This window comes from Streptomyces sp. NPDC101219, from assembly GCF_044767675.1.
GTDB lineage: Bacteria > Actinomycetota > Actinomycetes > Streptomycetales > Streptomycetaceae > Streptomyces.
On record NZ_JBIWOK010000019.1, the window covers coordinates 29146 to 52745 of the forward strand.

Here is a 23600-nt window from a genome sequence, read left to right on the forward strand (position 1 = left end):
GTGAGCACCGACAGCCCCAAGGAACTCAGCAAGTCCGCGTACGACCACCTGTGGATGCACTTCACCCGCATGTCCTCGTACGAGAACGCGCCGGTCCCCACCATCGTCCGCGGTGAGGGCACCCACATCTACGACGACAAGGGCAAGCGGTACCTCGACGGTCTCGCCGGCCTGTTCGTCGTCCAGGCCGGACACGGCCGCACCGAGCTCGCCGAGACCGCCCTGAAGCAGGCACAGGAACTGGCCTTCTTCCCGATCTGGTCCTACGCCCACCCCAAGGCCGTGGAACTCGCGGAGCGGCTCGCCCACGAGGCGCCGGGCGACCTGAACAAGGTCTTCTTCACCACCGGCGGCGGCGAGGCGGTGGAGACCGCCTGGAAGCTGGCCAAGCAGTACTTCAAGCTCACCGGCAAGCCGACCAAGTACAAGGTCATCTCGCGCGCGGTGGCCTACCACGGCACCCCGCAGGGCGCGCTGTCCATCACCGGGCTGCCCGCCCTGAAGGCCCCGTTCGAACCGCTGGTGCCGGGCGCGCACAAGGTGCCCAACACCAACCTCTACCGCGCCCCGCTGCACGGCGACGACCCCGAGGCGTTCGGCCGCTGGGCCGCCGACCAGATCGAGCAGCAGATCCTCTTCGAGGGCCCGGACACCGTCGCCGCGGTCTTCCTGGAGCCGGTCCAGAACGCGGGCGGCTGCTTCCCGCCCCCGCCCGGATACTTCCAGCGGGTCCGCGAGATCTGCGACCAGTACGACGTGCTGCTCGTGTCCGACGAGGTCATCTGCGCCTTCGGCCGCCTCGGCACCACCTTCGGCTGCGACAAGTTCGGCTACGTCCCGGACATGATCACCTGCGCCAAGGGCATGACCTCGGGCTACTCCCCGATCGGCGCCTGCATCATCTCCGACCGGCTGGCCGAGCCCTTCTACTCCGGCGACAACACCTTCCTGCACGGCTACACCTTCGGCGGCCACCCCGTCTCCGCGGCGGTCGGCCTGGCCAACCTCGACCTGTTCGAGCGCGAGGGCCTCAACCAGCACGTGCTGGACCAGGAGGGCGCCTTCCGCGCCACCCTGGAGAAGCTGCTCGACCTGCCGATCGTCGGCGACGTCCGCGGCAGCGGCTTCTTCTACGGCATCGAACTCGTCAAGGACAAGAACACCAAGGAGTCCTTCGACGCCGAGGAGACCGAGCGCGTCCTGTACGGCTTCCTCTCCAAGAAGCTGTTCGAGAACGGCCTGTACTGCCGCGCCGACGACCGCGGCGACCCCGTCGTCCAGCTCGCCCCGCCGCTGATCTCGAACCAGGAGACGTTCGACGAGATCGAGCAGATCCTGCGCGCGACGCTCACCGAGGCGTGGACGAAGCTGTAGGCCGCCCGAAGCCGTAGGCCGTCCGAGGTTACGATCTTCCCTTTGGATGATCAACACCGGCCCCGGAGACCCCCGTTCGAGTGAGAAACGGTGGCCCGGGGCCGCGTGCTGTCCGGCCTCCCGGTGTCGCCTGCCTAGCGTGCCAGTGACCGATCGGCCCCGCGTTTCGTTCCCCCGCACGGGGGATTTCCCGAACCGCGCACGGCATTTCCGATCCGAACCGAGGTGTACGCCATGGTGGCCCCACCGGACAACGACGTGCTCTGGGCACGAGCCCTGCACTTCCGCCACAACGACGGCTCGCCCGGGCTGAGCGGGGTCTCGCTCGGCGTCCGGGAGGGCGAAATCCTCGCCGTCGGCGGCCCGCGCGGGAGCGGCAAGACGACCCTGCTGCGCTGCCTGTCCGGCCTGGTCCCCGTGCACAGCGGCGAGGTCTGGTTCAACAGCGGGCCCGTGCACACGCTCGGCCCGGTGGCCCGGGAGAGGCTGCGCCGGGACCGCTTCGGCTGGATCGACCCCTCCCCCGTGCTCGTCCCCGAGCTGAACGTGTGGGAGAACGCCGCCCTGCCGCTGATGCTGCGCGGCGTCGGCCGGCGCCGCGCCAAGACCGCCGCCCAGGAGTGGCTGGAGCGACTGGACGTCGGGGACAAGTCCCGCCGGCACCCCGCGGAACTCGTGCACGCCGAGCGGCAGCGGGTCTGCATCGCCCGCGCCCTCGCCCCGGCCCCCACCGTGCTGTTCGCCGACGAGCCGACCGCCCCGCTGCACCGCGCCGACCGCCGGCACGTGCTGCGCACCCTGACCACGGCCGCCCGCTCGCACGGCATCACCGTGGTCATGGCGACGTCCGACCCGGACACCGCGGCCCTCGCCGACCGCACGGTGTCCCTGCTCGACGGACGGTGCGTGCGCACCGTGCACCTGCCGCCGGTCTCCGGCACCACCGAGGCGGAAGGCCGGGCCGCGTGCTCGCTCTCCGTCTGACCCGCGGCGCCCGCCCCGCCGTCCATCTGCGGCGTCTCCTGGTCACCACGGCCTCGGCGGGCACCGGCTTCCTGCTGCTGTGCGCGCTCGGCCACGCCCTGGGCGGCACGGCCGACCCGCCCGCCTCCGCGCTGCGCCTGGCCTGGTGCGCGGCCCCGCTGGCGGCCACGGTGTACCTCGCGATCGCGGTGGCCCGGACCGACCCGGCCACCCGGCCCCGGCCCGGCCTCTCGGCGGCGGGCCTCGGCCCGGCCCGGCTGATGCTGGTGTCGGCTGCCACCACCGCCCTGGCCTGCACCCTCGGTTCGATGGTGGCGCTGCTGGTCTTCCTGCACCTGCGCGGCGACCTCACCGGCCTGCCCTTCGGCGGTGGCACCGACTTCCTCGCCGCCGGGCAGCCCCTGCCGGTGCCGGCCACCGTCACCCTGCTGGCGCTGGTGCCGCTGGCCGCGGCGGCCTCGGTCGCGACCGCCCTGCGCCCGCGCGAGGCACGGCCCCCGGCGACGCGCCCGGGAGCGCGCGGCTTCGGACGGTTCGGGGCGTACGGGCGCACGGCGGACAAGGAGACCTTCGGGGCGTACGCCCGCTTCGGCAAGCACCTCGCGTCCGGCGGCCGCACCCGGCGTCCGTCCGGCGCCGGACAGACCGGCGGCGGCACCGCCACGGCGACGGTCGCCTCGGCCGGGGCGGCAGTCGGTACGGCCGGGGCGGCAGTCGGTACGGCCGGGGCGGCGGTCGGTACGCCCGAGGCGGCGGTCGGTACGCCCGAGGCGTCCGGCGCCGACGGGGACGCCGGGGCGGCCCCCACCGCCGTCGCGCCGGTCGCCCCGCTCGCCGCGCCGTCCGGGCTCCCCTGGGGCATCGCGGTGCTCGCCATGGGACTGGCCGTGGAGGCCCTGACCAGTCCGTCGGGCAGCGGCGGCACCCCCGGCGACCGGCCCGGCGCGCTCGTCGGCCTGGCCCTCGCCGCGATCGGCCTCGCCCTGGCCGGCCCCGGCCTCACCCACCTGTGCGGGCGGCTGCTCCAGATCGTGCGGCCCGGCGCCCTGCGCCTGCTGGCCGGACGGGCACTGATGGCGGAGGCCACCCGTATCGGCCGCCCGCTGGGCGTGGTCTCGGCGGTCACGGCGGCCACGTACGCCATGGCGGCGCTGCGCTACCCGGAGGCCGGGGCGATCGGCCCCCTCACCGTGCTCGGGGCGTCCCTGGTCACCGGCTGCACCGTGGCGACCCTGCTGACGGCGGCCGTCGAGGCCCGGCAGGACCGCGCCGACACCACGGCGGCCCTGCTGCTGCTCGGGGCGCCCGCGACGACCCTGCGGCAGGCCGCCGCCCTGCGGGCCGGGGCGCTGCTGGCCCTGTTCGGGCCACTGACCGTGATCGTCGCGCAGGTCTCCGCGCTGCCGCTGACGCGCTGAGCGCAGCCGGCCCGGCCGTCCGGGCCGGGGCCGGGGCTGGGGCTGGGGCTGAGGGATCTCTCGGGGAAGAAACCCCGGGCAGCGATGAGTTCCGCCCGGTCTTCCGGTCTACCCCACCGAACGCGACACACCCGATGGGAGAGACCCCGCCATGTACCAGCAGATGATCTTCGTGAACCTGGCCGTGAACGACCTCGACGCCTCGAAGAAGTTCTACACGGAGCTGGGCTACGCCCTCAACGACCAGTTCAGCGACGAGAACACGGCCTCCGTCGTGATCAGCGACACCATCGTCGCGATGCTGCACACCAAGCCGCGCTACGCGGAGTTCACCAAGAAGGAGATCGCCGACGCGACCCGCACCAGCGAGGTGCTGCTGGCGCTGAGCGCCGAGAGCCGCGAGAAGGTGGACGAGCTGGTGGACCGGGCCGTCGCCGCGGGCGGGTCGGTGACCGGGGAGACCCAGGACCAGGGCTTCATGTACGGCCGTGCCTTCGACGACCTCGACGGCCACACCTGGGAGGTCGTGTGGATGGACCCGGCCGCGGTGGAGGGCTGAACCAGCCGCGCCCCCGGCCGCGTTGGGGAGCGGGGCGCTCCCGCTCCCGGCCCCCCGACGGCCCCCGCGCACAGCGCCCCCAGGCCCGCACGAAGCGCGGGTCCGGGGGCGCTGAAACGTGTCTGCGGCTGCTCAAACGTGCCGGTGGTTAACGAGACGGTAAAACCAAGTCCTGGTGATGGCATATGCGTTGACACGCTTATGCGGTGCTTATAGACCTGGGAGCCTCAAGGGAGTGCTGAGGTTTCGTCAACACTCCCTCCACCCCCCGCATTTGCGCACCTTCTGCAAAGGGCAAACGTGACAGTTTCGTCCATATCCCGCCGTACCGCCGCACGCACCGTCCGGACCCTCGGTGTCGTCTCCGCCGCAGCCGCGCTCACGCTCGGCCTCGCGGGCAGCGCGGCAGCATGCAACATCAACGAGTTCTCGGCCGAGGCCAAGTGCGTCGGTGACAAGGGTGTCATCACCGTCACCGACGTCGACCCGGCCGGCGTCCCCGCCACGGTCACCGTCTACCTCGAGAACAACGGCGCCGACGAGAAGAAGGTCGGCGAACAGGTGGTCAGGGGCTCCCGTGAGGGCGTCACCATCACCTTCGAGGAGGACTGGAAGCCGAACGCCGAGTACCGCATCCACGTCAAGGCCCTCCCGTACGTGGACGAGGACATCAAGCCGAACCTCACCACCCCGGCCACGGCCTGCAAGAAGCAGGAGGACACCACGCCTCCGAAGCCCGAGCCGACGCCGTCGGACTCCGCCTCGACCCCGTCCGAGGAGACCGGCACGCCGACGCCGTCGCCGAGCGAGAGCACGCCGCCCGCGGACACCGGGAGCAACGCCCCGTCGCCCGCGACCGGTGACTCCCACCTCGCCGAGACCGGCGCCAACTCCAGCACCGGCCTCATCGCCGGCATCGCCGCCGCCCTGGTCGTGGTCGGCGGAGGCGCCATCTTCCTCGGTATGAGGCGCCGCGGGGCGAGCAACAGCGACAGCTGAGCCCTGCGCACCACGTGGTGCCGTCCGGTGGCCCGTCCCCCAGGGGGCGGGCCACCGCCGCGTCCGGGCCCCGTCCGGGGACGCGTCGGGCGTCAGCCCAGGACCACGACCTCGGCCGCGTCGAACTCCACCCCGACCTCCGCACCGGTCTCCGGGGCCGAGCGCAGCGGGCACGCGGCCTCCAGCACGGGCGCGTTCTCCGGCTGGAGACGCACGGCGACATGGGTGCCCCGGAAGGTGCGGGCGGCGACCCGGCACCGCAGTCCCGCGTCGGCCGGGACCAGCCGGACCCCGGCGGGCCGGACGAGCAGCGTCCGGGTGCCCCGCGGAGCGTCCTCCGGGACCGGCACCTTGCCCCACGGGGTCAGTGCCACCCCGGAGTCGACCGTCGCCTCCGTCACGTTCTCGAAGCCCAGGAAGCGCGCCACGAACGCGTCCGCGGGCCGCTGCCACACCTGAAGGGGCGTGCCCGACTGGGCGATCCGCCCGTCCCGCATCACCACGACCCGGTCCGCCAGCGCGAACGCCTCACCCTGGTCGTGGGTCACGGCGAGCACCGTGGTGCCCAACCGGCGGAACAGCTCCCGCAGTTCGACGACCAGCCGCTCACGCAGCGACCGGTCGAGCTGGCCCAGCGGCTCGTCCAGCATCAGCAGCCGGGGGCGCGGCGCCAGGGCGCGCGCGAGCGCGACCCGCTGCTGCTCACCGCCGGACAGTTCGGCCACCGCCCGCCGTGCCGCGCCGGGCAGGCCGACCAGGTCCAGCAACTCCCGTACGCGCTCCTGCTGTTCCGGGCGCGGGGTGCCGTGCATCCGCAGGCCGAAGGCCACGTTGCCGCCCACGTCCCGCTGCGGGAAGAGCTGGTGGTCCTGGAACATCAGGCCGACCCCGCGCCGGTGCGCCGGTACGCCCGCCTGGTCGCGGCCGCTCAGCCGGACCCGGCCCGCGTCCAGCGGCTGCAGCCCGGCCACCGCCCGCAGCAGCGTGGACTTGCCGCTGCCGCTGGGGCCGAGCACGCACACGATCTCGTGCTCGGCGACCTCCAGGCCGACCGCGTCCAGCACCGTCCGGCCACCGAAGCGGACGGTCGCCCCGTCAAGGCTCAGCAGCATCTAGAACTCCCCGCTCCGGTCGGTCCGCAGTCGCTCCAGCAGAAGCAGCGCCACCGCGCACACGATCATCAGAATCGTCGACAGGGCCATCGCCTGACCGTAGTTCAGCTCCCCGGGCCGCCCCAGCAGCCGCGCCACCGCCACCGGCAGGGTGGGGTTGTCCGGCCGCGCGATGAACACCGTGGCACCGAACTCCCCCAGCGACACCGCGAACGCGAACCCGGCCGCGATCAGCAGGGCCCGCCGCACCATCGGCAGGTCCACCTCCCGCCAGGCCCGCCACGGAGACGCCCCCAGCACGGCCGCCGCCTCCCGCAGCCGGCCGTCCACGGCACGCAGCACCGGCAGCATGGTCCGCACCACGAAGGGGACGCCGACCAGTGCCTGCGCGAGCGGGACCAGGATCCACGACGCCCTGAGGTCCAGCGGCGGCTCGTCGAGCGCGATGAGGAAGCCGAAGCCGACCGTCACCGCGGACACCCCGAGCGGCAGCATCAGCAGCGCGTCGAAGCCGCGCACCAGCCGGCCCGCGTCCCGCCGGGTCAGCGCCGCGGCGGCGAGGCCCCCGATCACCACCGCGATGACGGTGGCGGCGAGGGCGTACCGCAGCGAGTTGCCCACCGCCTCGATGGGCGCGACCAGGAACACTCCCCCGTCGTCGCGGGTCAGCGCCCGGTAGTAGCCGAGTCCGGCGGCGCCCAGGGACCGTTCGACGAGCACGCCCAGCGGCAGCAGGAGGAGCACGGCCACCGTGGCGACGACCGAGGCGAGCAGCGCCCACTGTCCCGCGCCCCGCGGCCGTCGCGCCGTCACGGCGGCGTCCACCAGGCGCAGCGCGGCCTCCCGCCGCCGCACGGTCCAGGCGTGCAGGGCGAGGATCGCGCCGACGGCGGCGAACTGGATCATCGTCAGGACGGCGGCCGTGGACAGGTCGAAGATCTCGGAGGTCTGCCGGTAGATCTCCACTTCGAGGGTGGAGAAGGTGGGCCCGCCGAGGATCTGGACCACACCGAAGGAGGTGAAGGTGAACAGGAAGACCATCAGCGCGGCGGCGGACACGGCGGGCGCCAGCGCGGGCAGGGTGATGGTCCGCCAGGCGGCGAACCGGGAGGCGCCGAGCATCCGCGCGGCCTCCTCCTGCCGCGGGTCGAGCTGCGACCACAGGCCGCCGACGGTGCGTACGACCACGGCGTAGTTGAAGAAGACGTGCGCGAGCAGGATCGCCCACACCGTGGTGTCCAGCCGCACGCCCCACAGGTCGTCCAGCAGCCCGCCGCGCCCGACGACCGCCATGAAGGCGGTCCCGACGACGACCGTCGGCAGCACGAAGGGGACGGTGACGACGGCCCGCAGCAGCTGTCTGCCGGGGAAGTCGAAGCGGGCGATGACGTAGGCGCCGGGCAGCGCGATCAGCAGGGTGAGACCGGTGGAGGCCAGGGCCTGCCAGGTGGTGAACCACAGCACCTGCCGGACGTCCGGCTGCGCCAGCACCTCGCCGATGCGCCCGAACTGCCAGACCCCGTCCACCTTCATGCCGCGCGCGACGATCGCGGCGACGGGGTAGGCGAAGAACACGGCGAAGAACACGACGGGCACGGCCATCAGGCCGAGCCGCGCCGCGTTCCCGCGCCGCTTCGCCGCGGCTCGCGTCACTTCAGTACGAGCGAGGTCCACGACTTGACCCACTGGTCACGGTTCTCGGCGATCTTCGCCGGGTCCAGGGTCTGCGGGTTCTTCGCCCGCGGCCCGTACTGCGCGAACTCCTCCGGCAGCTCGGCGTCCTCGCGCACCGGATGGACGAACATGTTGAGCGGCATGTCGTCCTGGAACTCCTTGCTGACGAGGAAGTCGAGCAGCGCCTTCCCGCCCTCGGGGTTCGCGGCGTTGCTCAGCAGCCCCGCGTACTCGACCTGCCGGAAGCAGGTGCCCTCGGCCACGCCGGTGGGGGCGGTGTCCGGCTTGGGGTCCGCGTAGATGACCTCGGCGGGCGGCGAGGAGGCGTAGGAGACCACCAGCGGCCGGTCGGCCTTGGCCTCCTTGCCGCCTGCGGAGCCCGAGAACTCCTCGTTGTAGGCCTGCTCCCAGCCGTCGACCACCTTGACGCCGTTGGCCTTCAGCTTCTTCCAGTACCCCTCCCACCCGTCGTCGCCGTACTTCGCGGCGGTGCCGAGCAGGAAGCCGAGGCCGGGCGAGGAGGTGGAGGCGTTCTCCACGACGAGGAGGTCCTTGTACTCCGGTTCGACCAGGTCGTCGAGGGTCTCGGGCGGGGTGACGCCCTTCTTCTCGAACCAGGCCTTGTCGTAGTTGACGCAGACGTCGCCGGTGTCGACCGGCGTGACGCGGTGCTTGCCCTCGTCGACCCGGAACTCCGGCAGGACCAGATCGTGGTCCTTGACCTTGTACGACTGGAACAGCCCGTTGTCGAGGGCCCGGGAGAGCAGGGTGTTGTCGACGCCGAAGAAGACGTCGCCCTGCGGGTTGTCCTTGGTCAGGATGGCCTTGTTCACGGCGGACCCGGCGTCGCCGTCCTTGAGGACCCTGACCTTGTAGCCGGACTCCTTCTCGAAGGCGGCGATCACGTCCTTGGACGCGGCCCACGAGTTGTGGCTGACGAGGGTCACGGTCTTCGAGCCGCCGGACCCGGACGCCCCGCCGTCGCCGCCGCCGTCGGACGAGCAGGCGGACAGCGTGACCAGTCCCAGCCCGACGGCCAGGACGGTGGCCCGCTGCGTGACCTTCTTGGTGATGCTCACTGAATTCCTCCTGGAGGCGACCAGGAAGAGACGCGGCCCTGCCCGGGACCGGTGGGGGTCCCGGGCAGGGCGCAACAGCTCGAGTGGTGACCGATCTCCCTACCCAGAATGACCTGGGCGAGGTTCGGAGGGTCTGCGGCCGGTGCCGCACTCTCAGCGCTGTGGCGCTCCCCTGTCGGAATATGAAGATGTGACTGACATGACCGGATGATGCCCGGCCACGACGATCCAGCGGTTGTCGTGCGGTTGTTCCGCTGTCTCCTGTGGGCCAGGCTACCTCTCGCTCGCGGCGAGCTGACCGCAGGCCCCGTCGATCTCCTGTCCACGGGTGTCCCGGATGGTCACCGGCACACCGTGCGCGGCGATGGCCTCGACGAACGCCTTCTCGTCCTCCGGCCGCGAGGCGGTCCACTTCGACCCCGGTGTCGGGTTCAGCGGGATCAGGTTGACGTGCACAGGACGCCCCTTGAGCATCCGCCCGAGCCGGTCACCCCGCCACGCCTGGTCGTTGATGTCCCTGATCAGCGCGTACTCGATCGACAGCCGCCGCCCCGACCGGGCCGCGTACTCGAACCCGGCGTCGAGCACCTCGCGCACCTTCCACCGTGTGTTGACGGGGACCAGGGTGTCGCGCAGCTCGTCGTCGGGGGCGTGCAGGGAGATCGCCAGCCGGCACTTGAAGCCCTCGTCGGAGAACCGGTGGATGGCCGGGACCAGCCCCACGGTCGACACGGTGATCCCACGCTGCGACAGCCCGAGCCCGTCGGGCTCCGGGTCGGTCAGCCGCCGGATCGCCCCCACCACCCGGTTGTAGTTCGCCAGCGGCTCGCCCATGCCCATGAACACGATGTTCGACAGCCGCGCCGGGCCTCCGGGGACCTCCCCGTCCCGCAGCGCCCGCATGCCGTCCACGATCTGGTGCACGATCTCCGCCGTGGACAGGTTCCGGTCCAGTCCGGCCTGCCCCGTCGCACAGAACGGGCAGTTCATCCCGCAGCCCGCCTGCGAACTGATGCACATGGTCACCCGGTCCGGGTACCGCATCAGCACCGACTCGACGAGCGTGCCGTCGAACAGCTTCCACAGCGTCTTGCGGGTGGTCCCCTGGTCGGTCGACAGATGCCGCACCACGGTCATCAGCTCCGGCAGCAGCACCTCCTGCAACCGCCCCCGGGACCCGGCCGGGATGTCCGTCCACTGCTCCGGGTCGTGCGCGTACCGCGCGAAGTAGTGCTGCGACAGCTGCTTCGCCCGAAACGGCTTCTCACCGGCCGCGACGACCGCCTCCTTGCGCTCGGCGGGCGTGAGATCGGCAAGGTGCCGCGGCGGCTTCTTGGCTCCGCGCGGCGCTGTGAAGGTGAGTTCTCCGGGCTTAGGCATGGCTGTACCAGTGTCGCAGATCAACTTGGGTGGGCTGCGGGTGCCGGCTGCCACGGCGGGGAGGGGGCACGAGTGCTCCGACCGGCCTGACGCTGCGGGTACACACATCTCGGACGCCCTGGCACGACCCCGTGGAGATCATGCGTCGCCTGTGACCGCCGAGCCCCGGAGTCGTACCGGTGCGCTCGGGTGCACCTCGCGCTCGATGCGCGGCATGATCTCGGGCAGATAGATCTTCTGAATGGCCTCGCCCGCATCATGGGCTTCCCAGTGGGCCCGAGACGCCCAGCGCTCGACCAGGACGAACCGTGCGGGATCCTCGTGCGACTGGTACGCCTCCCAGCTGACGCAGCCGTCCTCGGCGAGGCACAGCGGGCGCATCCGAGCCAGGGCATCGGCGACGGGAGCGATGTCCTCGACCTTGGGAACGTGCACGATGACGATGAGGTCGAACATCACCACTCCTTGATCCACACCAACGGTGAGCGGACAGGCTACAGCCCGCCCGGACGGGGGAGCATGCCGCGGCGGTCGTGCAGCGGTGCCGTGCGGCTGCACCCGTGGTCACTCCGAGTGCTGCGCCTGGGAAGGCCACTGGCCGTCGGCGAACTGCGGGCCCCAGTAGTAGGGGTTGACCTCCGCGAGGGAGCGGGCCTCCCACCGGGTCGGGTCGTCCTGCCGCGGGACGGCGACCTCGACGGAGGGTCCCCAGAGCGCGAGGCGTTCCTGACAGATGCCGCAGGGCGGCAGGATCAGGACTCTGGCGCGCTCCATGTCACGGCAGACGCAGACGGAGGCCGTGACCGTCCGGTTCTGGGTGTAGGCCTGGATGAAGGCGCCGGTCTCCTGGCAGAGCGCGACCGAGCCGTGCATGTTGTCGAGCCCGACGCTGGTCAGGATGCCGCCGTCGGCGAGCCGCACGGCGGCCGCACCGCCGGGTTCCTCCGAGGGCCAGCGGCGGTTCATGAGATCCACGGCCGCGTCGACGAGCGTCTGATCGAGTGTCATGCGCCGGAGTCTGCCACGGGCGCTGTGGGCGGCACGTTCGATCGCGTTGGTTGGTCCCCACCGCTCCGGGCGGTGGGCGAAAGGCGTGCGACACAGGGTGCTGGGACACGGACGGCTGGGCGACGTGCAGGGACTCCGCCGCCGCCGTCACCGAACCCGCTTCGGCCACGGCCAGGGCGTATTCGAACCGCCGGAGACTCACTGCCTCACGTCCTCTCCCCCACCGGACGGGCCCGGTCGGTGATCGCGGCAACGCGCCTCCGGTCCCGCCGTATTCCGCCGCACCGCAGGAGCCGGAGGGGGAGAGACGACGCGGCCCCCGCCCCGGAGTGACGGGGGCGGGGGCCGTGACGCGCAGGCGGGCGGTCAGGACGAGCCGACGAAGATCACCAGCAGCAGCCAGACCACCGGGGCGGTCGGGAGCAGGGAGTCCAACCGGTCCATGATGCCGCCGTGGCCCGGGAGCAGGGTGCCCATGTCCTTGATGCCGAGGTCGCGCTTGATCATGGACTCGCCCAGGTCGCCGAGCGTGGCGCTGACCGCGACCGCGAGGCCGAGGAGCAGGCCCTGCCACCAGGAGCCGTCGTCGATCAGGAACTGCATGCACAGCGCGCCCGCCACCATCGCGAAGCCGATGGCGCCCAGCAGGCCCTCGCGGGTCTTGCCGGGGCTGATGCGGGGGGCCAGCTTGTGCGTGCCGAAGCGCCAGCCGACGGCGTAGGCACCGGTGTCGCTGACGACCGTGAGCACCAGGAACGTCAGGACCCGCCGGGATCCGTCGTCCGCCGTCAGCATCATCGCCACGAAGGTCGCCAGGAACGGCACGTAGAAGGCGGTGAACACGCCGGCCGTGACGTCCTTGAGGTAGCCCTCGGGGCGTTCGGTCATGCGCCAGACCAGCACGGCGAGCGCGGTGAGCGCCATGGCGGCCCAGGCGCCCTCGGCGCCCCGCGCGTACCCGGCGACGACCATCGCCGCGCCGCCGATCGCGAGCGGCACGAAGGGCGCGCGGATGTCCTTGCGCTCCTGGAGCCGCTTGGTCAGTTCCCACACGCCGACCACGACCGCGACGGCGACCACGCCGACGAAGACGGCCTTGACGATGAACAGGGACGCGACGATCACCGCGCCGAGCCCGACACCCACCCCTATGGCGGCGCCCAGGTCACGGCCCGCGCTCTTCTTCTGCGGGGCCGGCGCAGGCTGCGGGGCGTCGGGCATGGGCTCCGGATTCTGCGGCACCTCCCCTGGGTGGGGTCGTGCCTGCGGCGTCTCGTCTCGGAACAAGGGGCCGCTCAGCCGAGCGGCCCCCTGGTCCACGTCCTGGTCTCCGCCGGGTTCGGGCACGTCGGGCACGATGGGCATGGGGCGAGTCTGCTGCGCGTTGTGCGCATCGTACGCGGGACCCGCCGGGGCGGCTCCCTGGACGGGCCCCTGGTCGGAGGGCCCCCAGTACCCGGCCTGCGGCGACGCCCTCCAGGAAGAGTCGTTCATCAGACTTCGAGCAGTTCCGCTTCCTTGTGCTTGAGGAGCTCGTCCACCTGGGCCACGTACTTCGCGGTGGTGTCGTCGAGCTCCTTCTCGGCACGCCGGCCCTCGTCCTCGCCGACCTCGCCGTCCTTGATCATCTTGTCGATGGCGTCCTTGGCCTTGCGGCGCACGGCGCGGATGGACACCTTGGCGTCCTCGCCCTTGGCCTTGGCGACCTTGATGAACTCGCGGCGGCGCTCCTCGGTGAGCTCCGGGAAGACCACCCTGATGATGTTGCCGTCGTTGCTCGGGTTGACGCCCAGGTCGGAGTCGCGGATCGCCTGCTCGATGTTGCGCAGTGCGGTCTTGTCGAACGGCGTGACCACGGCCATGCGCGGCTCGGGCACGGAGAACGAGGCCAGCTGGTTGATCGGCGTCAGCGCGCCGTAGTAGTCGGCCACGATCTTGTTGAACATCGCCGGGTGCGCACGGCCGGTGCGGATCGCGGCGAAGTCCTCCTTGGCGACCACGACGGCCTTCTCCATCTTCTCCTCGGCCTCGAGGAGGGTCTCTTCGATCACCACTTGCTCCTGCGTGTCTTGAGTAGGCCCGGCTGCGGTTGCCTGTCGGGCGGCGGCCGGCTGCGTCGCGTCTTCTTTCTGCACGGTTCCCGACCGGCGGGCCATTGTCCACCCCCGGTCGGGGTGATCAGCCGTGGCTGACCGGGTCGCCCACCAGCGTGCCGATCTTCTCACCCTTGACGGCGCGGGCGATGTTGCCCTCCGCCAGGAGTTCGAAGACGACGATCGGGAGCTTGTTGTCCCGGCACAGCGTGACGGCCGTGGCGTCGGCGACCTTCAGGTCGCGCGTGATGACCTCGCCGTAGCCGAGGTGATCGAACTTCACCGCGTCGGGGTTGGTCTTGGGGTCGGAGTCGTAGACCCCGTCCACGCCGTTCTTGCCCATGAGCAGCGCCTCGGCGTCGATCTCCAGGGCCCGCTGGGCGGCGGTGGTGTCGGTGGAGAAGTACGGCATGCCCATACCGGCGCCGAAGATGACGACGCGGCCCTTCTCCAGGTGGCGCACGGCGCGCAGCGGGATGTACGGCTCGGCGACCTGCCCCATGGTGATGGCGGTCTGCACCCGGCAGTCGACGCCCTCCTTCTCCAGGAAGTCCTGGAGGGCGAGGCAGTTCATCACGGTGCCGAGCATGCCCATGTAGTCGGAGCGGGCCCGGTCCATGCCGCGCAGCTGGAGTTCGGCTCCGCGGAAGAAGTTGCCGCCACCGATGACGATCGCGATCTGCGCGCCGTCGCGGACGACGGCCGCGATCTCCCGCGCGATGGCGTGCACCACGTCGGGGTCCACGCCCAGGCCGCCGCCCCCGGAGAACGCCTCTCCGGACAGCTTCAGCAGAAACCGGCCGTGCACTTTGCCGTCGTCGCTCTTCTCAGCCTTGGTGGTCATCGGGGATCCCGCCTCTTTCGTTGCACATACGAAGAAGGCCATTGCCGGTGGGGCGTGGTTCGCATCCCATGCGGCAATGGCCTCCTCGTCAGATCTGCTGTCGTCCGGCACGCGCGCGTGCGTGACGGCGTGACCGTACGACTGCTGCCGACCCTATCGGGGTCGTGCGCCCGTCGCGGTACGGACTCAGATGCCGACCTTGATGCGCGTGAAGCGCTTCAGGGTGACACCGGCCTCGTCCAGGACCTTCTGGACGGACTTCTTGTTGTCGAGCGCGTAGGGCTGGCCGAGCAGCGTGGCGTCCTTGAAGAAGCCGTTGAGGCGACCCTCGACGATCTTCGGCAGGGCGGCCTCGGGCTTGCCCTCGGCGCGGGTGGTCTCCTCGGCGACGCGGCGCTCGGACTCGACGACGTCGGCCGGCACGTCCTCCTTGGAGAGGTACTTCGGCGCGAAGGCGGCGATGTGCTGGGCGACGCCCTTGGCGACCTCGGCGTTCGGCTTGTCGAGCTCGACGAGGACACCGATCTGCGGGGGCAGGTCGGGCATCGTGCGGTGCATGTACGCGGTGACGTAACCGTCGGAGAACTGCGCGAAGCGGTCCAGGACGATCTTCTCGCCGAGGTTGGCGTTGGCCTCGTCGACGTACGCCTGGACGGTCTTGCCGGCCTCGATCTCGGAGGCGAGCAGGGCCTCGAGGTCGGCCGGGGAGGTCTTGGCGACGTGCTCGGCGATGGCGGTGGCCACGCCCTGGAACTTCTCGCCCTTGGCGACGAAGTCCGTCTCGCACTTCAGCTCGACGAGGACGCCGGAGGAGTTGTCGTCGGCGATGATCGAGACCACGGCGCCGTTCTCGGCGGAGCGGCCCTCGCGCTTGGCGACGCCCTTCTGGCCCTTGATCCGGAGCGCCTCGACAGCCTTGTCGACGTCGCCGTCGGCCTCGTCCAGGGCCTTCTTGCAGTCCATCATGCCGGCGCCGGTGAGCTCCCGGAGCTTCTTGACGTCGGCGGCGGTGTAGTTCGCCATGAGTCTGTGAGTCTTTCTCGAAGTCTGGAGGTTCGGAGATCCGCGGGCCGGGAGACCCACAGCGAGCTGTGGGCCCCCGTGGCGCCGCCGACCTACGGGTGAACGGCGGGAGCGGATGTCATGCCACCGCTCCCGCCGTCATCACCACGGACGGGGCGGTCAGGCCTGCTCGGCCTCGGCGGCCGGAGCCTCGGCGGCCGGAGCCTCGGCGGCCGGGGCCTCGGCGGGCTTCTCGGCCTCGGCGGCGGGGGCCTCGGCCGGCTTCTCGGCCTCGGTGGCGGCCGGGGCGGCGGCCTCCGCCTTCTTCTCGCCCTCGAGCAGGTCGCGCTCCCACTCGGCCAGCGGCTCGCCGGCGGCCTTCTCGCCCTTGCCCTCGGTGGCGACACCGGAGCGGGCGATGAGGCCCTCGGCCACGGCGTCGGCGATCACGCGGGTGAGCAGGGTGACGGAGCGGATCGCGTCGTCGTTGCCCGGGATCTTGTAGTCGACCTCGTCGGGGTCGCAGTTGGTGTCGAGGATGGCGACGACCGGGATGTTGAGCTTCCGGGCCTCGCCGACCGCGATGTGCTCCTTCTTGGTGTCCACGATCCAGACGGCGCTGGGCACCTTCTGCATCTCGCGGATACCACCGAGGGTCTTCTCCAGCTTGGCCTTCTCGCGGGAGAGGACCAGCAGCTCCTTCTTGGTGAGGCCGGAGGCGGCCACGTCCTCGAAGTCGATCTGCTCAAGCTCCTTCAGGCGCTGCAGGCGCTTGTAGACGGTCGAGAAGTTGGTGAGCATGCCGCCCAGCCAGCGCTGGTTGACGTAGGGCATACCGACGCGGGTGGCCTGCTCGGCGATGGCCTCCTGCGCCTGCTTCTTCGTGCCGACGAACATGACCGTGCCGCCGTGGGCCACGGTCTCCTTGACGAACTCGTAGGCGCGGTCGATGTACGACAGCGACTGGAGCAGGTCGATGATGTAGATGCCGTTGCGCTCGGTGAAGATGAAGCGCTTCATCTTCGGGTTCCAACGGCGGGTCTGGTGACCGAAGTGGACGCCGCTCTCCAGCAGCTCCCGCATCGTGACGACGGCCATGGCCGTATCTCCTTGCTTTTCTCGGTTGTGCCGCGGGTGCCGGACGGCTCCCGCTCCTGACGCCCACGACGCGCCGTGCCACGAAGGACCGAGGGGCGCTGACACCGGGGGACGGCCGTGACCGGTCCCGATGTCGGGGCGTGCGAAGTCGACCCGGTGGCCGGGTCGCCATAGAAGTGTACGGGACCCGCGGGGTGCCGGGTGACGCCCTTGTCCACAACCGGTCGACCGTCCACAGGCCGGAGCCGTGATCACGGATCCGCGGGACGCTGCGGGCATGCGAACGACGACAGATGCCGGGGCCCGGATCCCCGGGTGGCCACGGGTGTGCGCGCGGCTCGCGCTGCTCCTGCTGCTGACCGCGATGCTGCTGCTGGCACCGTCCCCCGCCCGCCTGCTGGCGGCGGGTTCGGCGGCCCCGGCCCCGCGCGGGGAGACGAGCGTCGAGCCAGGCGGGGGCGGGGCGGCGCAATCCGCCGGGGACGGGACGGCGCGATCCGCCGGGGAGGAGGGGGCGGAGTCCGCCGGGGACGGGAGGGCGAGGTCCGCCGGGGAGGAGAGGGCGGATTCCGCCGGGGACGGGACGGCGCGATCCGGCCGAGACGGGACGACGGCGGGATCGGGAAGATCGGGAAGAGACGAGACGGCGGGACCGGGCGAGGGCTCGGCCGTGGAACCGCCTGCGGCACCGGCGGCGGAACCGGCCGGTGTTCCGGCGGTGGGGCGGAACTGGCCGGTCGGGGGCCGGCCGCGGGTGCTGCGTGGCTGGGAACCGCCGGCGACCGTGTACGGGCGGGGGCACCGGGGCGTGGACCTGGCGGCCGCTCCCGGTGCCCCGGTGCGGGCGGTCGCGGCGGGCCGGGTCTCCTTCGCGGGCCGGGTGGCCGGAAAGGGGGTGGTGTCCGTGGAACTGCCGGGCACCGGGGAGCCGCCGCTGCGCACGACCTACGAGCCGGTCCTGGCCTCGGTGGCCAAGGGCGATTCCGTCGCCGCGGGCGCGGTCGTCGGCACGGTGGAGCCGGCCGGTTCCCACTGCACGGCCCCCTGCCTGCACTGGGGCCTGCTGCGCGGGGACACCTACCTGGACCCGCTCGCCCTGCTCCCACCCTGGCTGCTGCACCGCGGCCCGTCGAGACTCCTGCCGGTGCTGGGGGTTCCGTTGCCGGAGTGAGAGGGCCCCGGGGCAGAGGCCGCCGGAGCGGGTGAGCGCCGGCGTGGAAGGGCTGCGGTGGCCGGGGCGTCCTCCCCGGCGGGAGCGGGCGCACCGTCCGGGGGATCGGGCGGATCAGGTGTGGACGCCCCGCAGGGCCATGGAGACCGCCGCCTCCGTGATCGTCGCCGGGTCCTCCGCGGCACCCAGTTCGATACGGCGGACCGCCGCGTCGACGACGCCCTGGAGCAGCATCGCGGCCAGCCGGGGCTGGCTGTGGCCCAGCCCCTCCAGCGCCTCCACGATCATGGCGATCAGGCCGCCGTGCGCCGCGCGGATCTTCTCCCGGGCGCCCGCGTCCAGCTCGCTGGCGGAGATGGCCACCACGGCCCGGTGCCGCCGGTCGCCCACCAGTTCCAGCTGCTTGCGTACGTACGCCTCGACCTTGGCGTCGGTCCCCTCGGCCGCCGCCATCGCCGCCTCGACCTCGGCCGCCCAGACCGGGAAGTCGACCTCGCACAGCTCCTCGACCACGGCCGCCCGCGACCGGAAGTACTCGTACACGGAGGAGCGCGCGAGGCCCGTGCGCTCGGCGAGTGCGGGGAAGGTCAGCGCCTCCGTACCGCCTTCGGACAGCAGGGAGCGGGCCGCGTCCAGCAGGGCGGCTCGCTGCATCGACCGGTGCTCGGCCACGGAGGCCGCTCGAATCCTTGGCACGCCGTCCACTGTACGGATGCACCGTCCGGGACGGGAGTCGTCCGGCCGCAACCGCAGGTCGGGCGCCCGGGAGCGGCCGCGGTCCGGTGAGCGGGGCCGTCCCCGGAGCGGGCGGGACCGGACCGGCGGCGCAGTCGTGTTCAGCGGGCGAATCCGGCCAGTTTCGCCCGCAACTGGAGCACCGATTTGGTGTGGATCTGGCTCACCCTGCTCTCCGTCACGCCGAGGACGTTGCCGATCTCGGCCAGGGTGAGGCCCTCGTAGTAGTACAGCGTGACGACGGTCTTCTCCCGGTCGGGCAGGGTGTTGATCGCCCGCGCCAGGAACCGCCGCAGCTCCCGGTCCTCGGCCACCTCCACCGGGTTGTCGGCGGAGGTGTCCTCCAGGGTGTCCATGAGGCTGAGCCGGTCACCGCCCTCGCCCCCGACGTGCAGCAGTTCCTCCAGGGCGACGACGTTGGCGAGCGACAACTGGCTGAAAACCGCGTGCAGGTCGTCCACCCCGATGCCCATCTCGCGGGCGACCTCGCTCTCCGAGGGGGTGCGCCGCAGCTGTGCCTCCAGCGTGGCGTAGGCCCGCTCCACGTTGCGCGCCTTCTGCCGTACCGAGCGCGGGATCCAGTCCAGCGCGCGCAGTTCGTCGATCATCGCGCCCCGGATGCGGGTGATCGCGTACGTCTCGAACTTGATCTCCCGCTCGACGTCGAACTTCTCGATCGCGTCGATCAGGCCGAACACGCCGGAGGAGACGAAGTCCGCCTGGTCCACGTTGGACGGGAGCCCCACGCCGACCCGGCCCGCGACGTACTTCACCAGCGGCGAGTAGTGCAGGATCAGCTGCTCCCGGAGCCGCTCGTCCCCCGTCTGCTTGTACGACCGCCACAGCTCGTCGAGCGTCGAGGGAGCGGGCGGCCGCACGTTGCCATGGTCGCGGGCGGCTGGGGGGATGGCCGCCCGGTCTGACCCGGAGGTGTGCTGGGGCATTCGTCGCCTTGTGCCGTTCTGCCGTGGGGTGGTGCTGCCTGGTGTCGGGGTGCCGGCGTGCGGGCCGGGGCACCTGTCCGTTGGGGGCCCTCGTGAGCGTAGCGTGACTGAGGCGTCGCGTTCAGCGAAGAGGGGCGGGCGGACCGGGTGCGGAGGGGTTCCGCGCGCCGCCTCCCCGCTCCCCCCTCGTCGCTCTCAGTGATCACCCGGGTGCCCCAACTAGCGTATTTTCCAAGGGATGTCGGCGTTCCCCCGGACGGCCGAACACGCTCGGTCAGGGTCCGTGGCGATCACCGCTCGGCCGGGATCACCGCCTGGCGTGTCAACTTCCAGCCGTCGTCGTGTCGTTCGACGTATCCAAGTGCTCGCAGTTCGTACAGCCTCGCGACGGCGTCGTCCGGGGTGGTCTGCGCGCCGCGGGCGATCTCCTCGGGGCCGGCCGACCCGCGGCCCGGCAGCGCGGCGAGGACGCGGCGGGCGGCCGGTTCCAGCAGGTCCCGGGGCAGGACCGGTCCCCGGCGGACCGGTGCGAGCTCCCCCATGGCGCCGACCAGTTCCACGACCTCCGCCGCGTCGGTGACGAGCACGGCACCCTGCCGCAGCAGTTCGTGCACCCCGGCGGAGAGGCCGCTGGTGGCGGGCCCCGGTACCCCCATCGTGTGACGTCCCAGGCGCTGGGCCGCCCTCGCCGTCACGAGGGACCCGCTGCGGTGGGCGGCCTCGACGACCACGGTGCCCCGGGTGAGTGCGGCGATCACCCGGTTGCGGAGGACGAACCTGCTCTGCGTGGGGTGTTCCCCGGGGGGCAACTCGCCGACGACGAGCCCCTGTTCGGCGATCCGGCCGATCAGCTGGGTGTGCCCGCGCGGGTAGGGGCGGTCGACCCCGCAGGCCAGGACGGCGATGGTGGCGCCACCGGAGGCGAGCGCGCCGCGGTGGGCGGCGCCGTCCACACCGTAGGCCCCGCCGGAGACCACGATCCAGCCGCTCTCGGCGAGCCCGGCGGCCAGCGTGGCGGCCATGTGGGCCCCGTACTCGGTGCAGGCCCGGGCGCCGACGACCGCCACCGAGCGCAGCGCCCACATCCGCAGGCCGGCCGGGCCGCGCACCCACAGGCCGAGGGGCCGGGCGTCCCCCAGGTCGTCGAGCTGTCGGGGCCACTCGGCGGACCCCGGGCACACGAACCGCACCCCGGCGTCCCGGGCGACCGCGAGGTCCCGGTGCGGACGGGCGCGCTCGGCCCGCGCGAGCAGCCCGGCCCACCGTCTGCCGCTCACGCCGGGCAGGGGCGGGCCGCCCGACCGCAGCCGTCGCGCCACGGCGGGCGCCCCGCGTTCCCGCACCCACTGCCCGCCGGTCTCGTCCCCGGGCTCGAACACCCGGGTGAGGAGGACCCGGGCAAGGAGGTCCTCCTCGGATCCCGCGCCGTCCGGCCCGGTGCGGCGGGCGCCGGCCTCGTCGGGTTCCGCGCCGTCCGGCCCGGTGCGGCGGGCGCCCGCCGCACCGGACGGATCCGGGCCGCCGTGGTGTCCGTCGCCGGGGCGGCGCCCGGCCGCACTGAGCCCTGCCCGGCCGGCGTCGGGGCCCTCCCTCTCCCCCGCCCCGGCGCTCACGCCGGGGCTCCGAGCGCCATGGGGACGCCCCGGGGAACGCCCGTGCGCAGTTGCAGCGCGAGGGCGACGTCCGTGGCGTCGGGGCGGTCATGGCCGACGAGGTCGGCCACGGTCCAGGCGACCCGCAGCACGCGGTCGATGCCGCGGGCGGTGAGCACGCCCCGTTCCAGGCTCCGCTCGGCGTCGTCCATGGCGCCGGGGGCGGCTCGCCAGCGGGTGCGCAGTTCCCGTCCCGGGATGTCGCTGTTGGTCTGCCACGGGGTCCCCGCGAAGCGTGCCGCGGCGCGTTCCCGGGCGGAGCGCACCCGGGCGGCGACCGTGGCGGTGGACTCGCCCCGCGCGCCGGAGGCGGTGAGCTCGGCGCGGGTGACGCGGTCGGTCACCACGCGCAGGTCGACCCGGTCCAGCAGCGGCCCGGACAGCCGTGCCTGGTAGCGGCGGATCGCGGAGGGCGGGCAGTCGCAGGAGCCGTCGGTCAGCGAGAAGCGCCCGCAGGGGCAGGGGTTGGCGGCCAGCACCATCAGGAACCGCGCCGGGAAGCGCACCACGCCCGAGCTGCGGGCGATCACGACGTGCCCCGACTCCAGCGGCTGGCGCAGGGCGTCCAGGGCGTGGCTGCTGAACTCCGGGGTCTCGTCGAGGAAGAGGATTCCTCTGTGGGAGAGCGAGACCGCCCCGGGCCGGGCGATGCCCGGACCGCCGCCGACGAGTGCCTGGAGCGTGGCCGAGTGGTGCGGGGCGCAGTAGGGGGCCGTGTCGATCAGGGGTTTGTCCGCAGGGAGCAGGCCGGCCACCGAGTGCACCGCGGTGACCTCCAGCGACTCCTGCCGGTCCAGCGGGGGCAGCAGGCTCGGCAGGCGCTCCGCCAGCATCGTCTTCCCCGCGCCCGGGGGTCCCTCCAGGAACAGGTGGTGGCCGCCCGCCGCGGCCACCTCGACGGCGGTCCGGGCGGACAGCTGGCCGACGACGTCGGTCAGGTCGTGGCCCCGGTCCCACGCGGCCGCGCCCGCGCCGGGCAGGCCGGTGGCCGCGCCGGTGCCGGGGACGCGCAGGCCCGCCAGCAGCGGGTCGGGCCGTGCGGGGTCCGGGGGTTCCTCCTCGGGCACCGGTTCGTCGGCCAGCACCGCGATCAGCTGGCGCAGGCTGCGGATGCCGAGCACGGACACGCCCGGCACCAGCGACGCCTCGGCGGCGGCACACTCCGGTACGACGACCTGCTCGTATCCGGCGTCGGCCGCGGCCAGCACGGCGGGGAGGGTGCCGCGGACCGGCCGGACCCGGCCGTCCAGGCCCAGCTCACCGATCATGACGATGTCGGCCAGCACCCGTGGGTCGAGCCGTTCGGCGGCGCCGAGCACCGCGCTCGCGACGGCGAGGTCGAAGCCGCTGCCGGCCTTGGGCACGGAGGCGGGGCTGAGGCCCACGGTGAGCTTCTTCTGGGGCCACTCGGCGCCGGAGTTCACGACGGCCGCGCGGACCCGGTCCCGGCTCTCCGTCAGGCTCTTGTCGGGCAGCCCCACCAGGGTGAACGCCGCCACGCCCGGTTCGAGGTCGGCCTGGACCTCCACCACGACGCCCTCGACGCCGACCAGGGCGACCGCGCAGGTACGGGCGAAGCCCATGTCAGGCCACCCCCCGCACGTGCTCGACGCGGGGCGCTCCGCGGGCGGGCAGCACCACGCCCACCAGGTCGATGCGGACGCCGCCGGGCGGTGCTCCGTCGTGGTCGCGCAGCCAGCGTTCGGCCAGTTCCCGCAGGCGGTCGGCCTTGGCTGCCGTGACCGCCTCCATCGGGTGCTGGAAGGCGCCGGCCCGGCGGGTCTTCACCTCGCAGACCACCAGGACGTCCCCGTCCCGGGCCACGATGTCGATCTCGCCGGTCCGGCCGCAGCGCCAGTTGCGCTCCAGGACCGTCATCCCGGCCTCGGCCAGCCGTCGCGCGGCCAGCGCCTCGCCGTACCGGCCCAGCGCGCTGCGTGCCCCCTGTGCGCTGCCGGGAGGTCGTGCGGGGACCACCGGTCGTGCTCCCCGTCGTGCGGGTCCTGCGGGTCCTGCGGGTCCTGCGGGTCGTGCGGGTCGTGCGTTCGTCGTCATGTCGGCACCGCCTTTCGGTGCCCACGTTCACGCAGCCCGCCCCACGAAGTGGATCTTGGTGGACGACCCGCCGGTTGTGGAAAACTCCGTCACCCGCTCGGGAGCTCCAGATCGCTCTTGTTGAGCTCCTCGATGTTCACGTCCTTGAACGTCAGGACGCGGACCTGCTTGACGAACCGGGCGGGCCGGTACATGTCCCAGACCCAGGCGTCCGCCATGGACACCTCGAAGAACACCTCTCCCTGGACCGAGTGCACCTGCATCTCGTAGTCGTTGGTCAGGTAGAAGCGGCGCTCCGTCTCGATCACGTATTTGAACAGACCGACGACATCGCGGTACTCCCGGTAGAGCTTCAGCTCCATCTCGGTCTCGTACTTCTCGAGGTCCTCGGCGCTCATGGCATGTTCCCCTTCAGCGTG

General features: G+C 72.5%; 23 protein-coding genes, 1 pseudogene and 1 riboswitch. Of the genes and pseudogenes, 6 read left to right on the plus strand and 18 right to left on the minus strand.

The window, feature by feature from the left end:
• The 5 genes from ACIRPP_RS28665 (at position 1) to ACIRPP_RS28685 (ending at position 5334) form a co-directional block, all read left to right on the plus strand.
• The gene (locus tag ACIRPP_RS28665; RefSeq protein ID WP_192232472.1) at positions 1-1374 is read left to right on the plus strand and encodes an aspartate aminotransferase family protein; all 1374 of its coding nucleotides are present in this window, start codon (positions 1-3) and stop codon (positions 1372-1374) included.
• A 234-nt stretch (positions 1375-1608) separates the two neighbouring features.
• Complete coding sequence (locus ACIRPP_RS28670) at positions 1609-2358, plus strand: ABC transporter ATP-binding protein (protein WP_403648650.1); 750 nt, start codon at positions 1609-1611, stop codon at positions 2356-2358.
• The gene (locus tag ACIRPP_RS28675; RefSeq protein ID WP_403648653.1) at positions 2340-3776 is read left to right on the plus strand and encodes a hypothetical protein; all 1437 of its coding nucleotides are present in this window, start codon (positions 2340-2342) and stop codon (positions 3774-3776) included. The genes ACIRPP_RS28670 and ACIRPP_RS28675 overlap by 19 nt, the downstream gene beginning before the upstream one ends.
• 151 nt (positions 3777-3927) lie before the next feature.
• Positions 3928-4335, plus strand: coding sequence for a VOC family protein (locus tag ACIRPP_RS28680; protein WP_164338520.1), 408 nt, complete (start codon positions 3928-3930; stop codon positions 4333-4335).
• Positions 4336-4635: 300 nt separating this feature from the next.
• Positions 4636-5334, plus strand: a complete 699-nt coding sequence (locus ACIRPP_RS28685; RefSeq protein WP_403648656.1) for an LAETG motif-containing sortase-dependent surface protein — start codon at positions 4636-4638, stop codon at positions 5332-5334.
• A 92-nt stretch (positions 5335-5426) separates the two neighbouring features.
• Here the strand turns inward: ACIRPP_RS28685 and ACIRPP_RS28690 are convergent, their stop codons facing one another.
• The 12 genes and pseudogenes from ACIRPP_RS28690 to rpsB all read right to left on the minus strand — a co-directional run bounded on the left by ACIRPP_RS28690 (position 5427) and on the right by rpsB (position 16624).
• Positions 5427-6446, minus strand: coding sequence for an ABC transporter ATP-binding protein (locus ACIRPP_RS28690; RefSeq protein ID WP_403648659.1), 1020 nt, complete (start codon positions 6444-6446; stop codon positions 5427-5429).
• A complete protein-coding gene (locus ACIRPP_RS28695; RefSeq protein ID WP_403648822.1) occupies positions 6447-8048 on the minus strand; it encodes an ABC transporter permease in 1602 nt (533 codons plus the stop codon).
• Positions 8049-8095: 47 nt separating this feature from the next.
• Positions 8096-9199, minus strand: a complete 1104-nt coding sequence (locus tag ACIRPP_RS28700) for a thiamine ABC transporter substrate binding subunit (RefSeq protein WP_403648662.1) — start codon at positions 9197-9199, stop codon at positions 8096-8098.
• A gap of 78 nt (positions 9200-9277) precedes the next feature.
• Positions 9278-9383: riboswitch (TPP riboswitch) on the minus strand.
• Positions 9384-9472: 89 nt separating this feature from the next.
• Positions 9473-10579, minus strand: coding sequence for a 23S rRNA (adenine(2503)-C(2))-methyltransferase RlmN (gene rlmN / locus ACIRPP_RS28705; RefSeq protein WP_403648665.1), 1107 nt, complete (start codon positions 10577-10579; stop codon positions 9473-9475).
• Between the two features lie 138 nt (positions 10580-10717).
• Complete coding sequence (locus ACIRPP_RS28710; protein ID WP_403648668.1) at positions 10718-11035, minus strand: putative quinol monooxygenase; 318 nt, start codon at positions 11033-11035, stop codon at positions 10718-10720.
• 108 nt (positions 11036-11143) lie between these two features.
• On the minus strand, positions 11144-11587 hold the full coding sequence (locus ACIRPP_RS28715; RefSeq protein ID WP_403648671.1) for a cytidine deaminase: 444 nt from the start codon (positions 11585-11587) through the stop codon (positions 11144-11146).
• Between the two features lie 109 nt (positions 11588-11696).
• Positions 11697-11789, minus strand: a pseudogene (locus ACIRPP_RS28720) (LysR family transcriptional regulator); the annotation flags it as partial.
• A gap of 164 nt (positions 11790-11953) precedes the next feature.
• On the minus strand, positions 11954-13081 hold the full coding sequence (locus tag ACIRPP_RS28725; RefSeq protein ID WP_403648673.1) for a phosphatidate cytidylyltransferase: 1128 nt from the start codon (positions 13079-13081) through the stop codon (positions 11954-11956).
• The gene (gene frr / locus ACIRPP_RS28730; protein WP_164337185.1) at positions 13081-13638 is read right to left on the minus strand and encodes a ribosome recycling factor; all 558 of its coding nucleotides are present in this window, start codon (positions 13636-13638) and stop codon (positions 13081-13083) included. The genes ACIRPP_RS28725 and frr overlap by 1 nt, the downstream gene beginning before the upstream one ends.
• Before the next feature lie 127 nt (positions 13639-13765).
• A complete protein-coding gene (pyrH, locus tag ACIRPP_RS28735) occupies positions 13766-14524 on the minus strand; it encodes a UMP kinase (RefSeq protein ID WP_403648676.1) in 759 nt (252 codons plus the stop codon).
• A 186-nt stretch (positions 14525-14710) separates the two neighbouring features.
• A complete protein-coding gene (gene tsf, locus ACIRPP_RS28740; protein WP_403648680.1) occupies positions 14711-15547 on the minus strand; it encodes a translation elongation factor Ts in 837 nt (278 codons plus the stop codon).
• Between the two features lie 159 nt (positions 15548-15706).
• The gene (gene rpsB, locus ACIRPP_RS28745; RefSeq protein WP_403648683.1) at positions 15707-16624 is read right to left on the minus strand and encodes a 30S ribosomal protein S2; all 918 of its coding nucleotides are present in this window, start codon (positions 16622-16624) and stop codon (positions 15707-15709) included.
• A gap of 670 nt (positions 16625-17294) precedes the next feature.
• On the opposite strand from rpsB, the gene ACIRPP_RS28750 reads away from it, so the two are divergent.
• Entirely contained in the window at positions 17295-17795 is a 501-nt protein-coding gene (locus tag ACIRPP_RS28750; protein WP_403648685.1) for a murein hydrolase activator EnvC family protein, read from the plus strand.
• Between the two features lie 114 nt (positions 17796-17909).
• Here the strand turns inward: ACIRPP_RS28750 and ACIRPP_RS28755 are convergent, their stop codons facing one another.
• The 6 genes from ACIRPP_RS28755 to ACIRPP_RS28780 all read right to left on the minus strand — a co-directional run bounded on the left by ACIRPP_RS28755 (position 17910) and on the right by ACIRPP_RS28780 (position 23579).
• Positions 17910-18467, minus strand: coding sequence for a TetR/AcrR family transcriptional regulator (locus tag ACIRPP_RS28755; RefSeq protein ID WP_164337192.1), 558 nt, complete (start codon positions 18465-18467; stop codon positions 17910-17912).
• A gap of 164 nt (positions 18468-18631) precedes the next feature.
• A complete protein-coding gene (whiG, locus tag ACIRPP_RS28760; RefSeq protein ID WP_164444340.1) occupies positions 18632-19474 on the minus strand; it encodes an RNA polymerase sigma factor WhiG in 843 nt (280 codons plus the stop codon).
• A gap of 290 nt (positions 19475-19764) precedes the next feature.
• A complete protein-coding gene (dprA, locus tag ACIRPP_RS28765; protein ID WP_403648826.1) occupies positions 19765-20853 on the minus strand; it encodes a DNA-processing protein DprA in 1089 nt (362 codons plus the stop codon).
• Positions 20854-21083: 230 nt separating this feature from the next.
• Positions 21084-22709: a YifB family Mg chelatase-like AAA ATPase gene (locus ACIRPP_RS28770; RefSeq protein ID WP_403648688.1), complete on the minus strand. Its 1626-nt coding sequence runs from the start codon at positions 22707-22709 to the stop codon at positions 21084-21086.
• Position 22710: 1 nt separating this feature from the next.
• The gene (locus ACIRPP_RS28775; RefSeq protein ID WP_403648690.1) at positions 22711-23103 is read right to left on the minus strand and encodes a YraN family protein; all 393 of its coding nucleotides are present in this window, start codon (positions 23101-23103) and stop codon (positions 22711-22713) included.
• Positions 23104-23270: 167 nt separating this feature from the next.
• Positions 23271-23579, minus strand: coding sequence for a DUF2469 domain-containing protein (locus tag ACIRPP_RS28780; RefSeq protein ID WP_003993268.1), 309 nt, complete (start codon positions 23577-23579; stop codon positions 23271-23273).
• Positions 23580-23600: the final 21 nt, after the last annotated feature.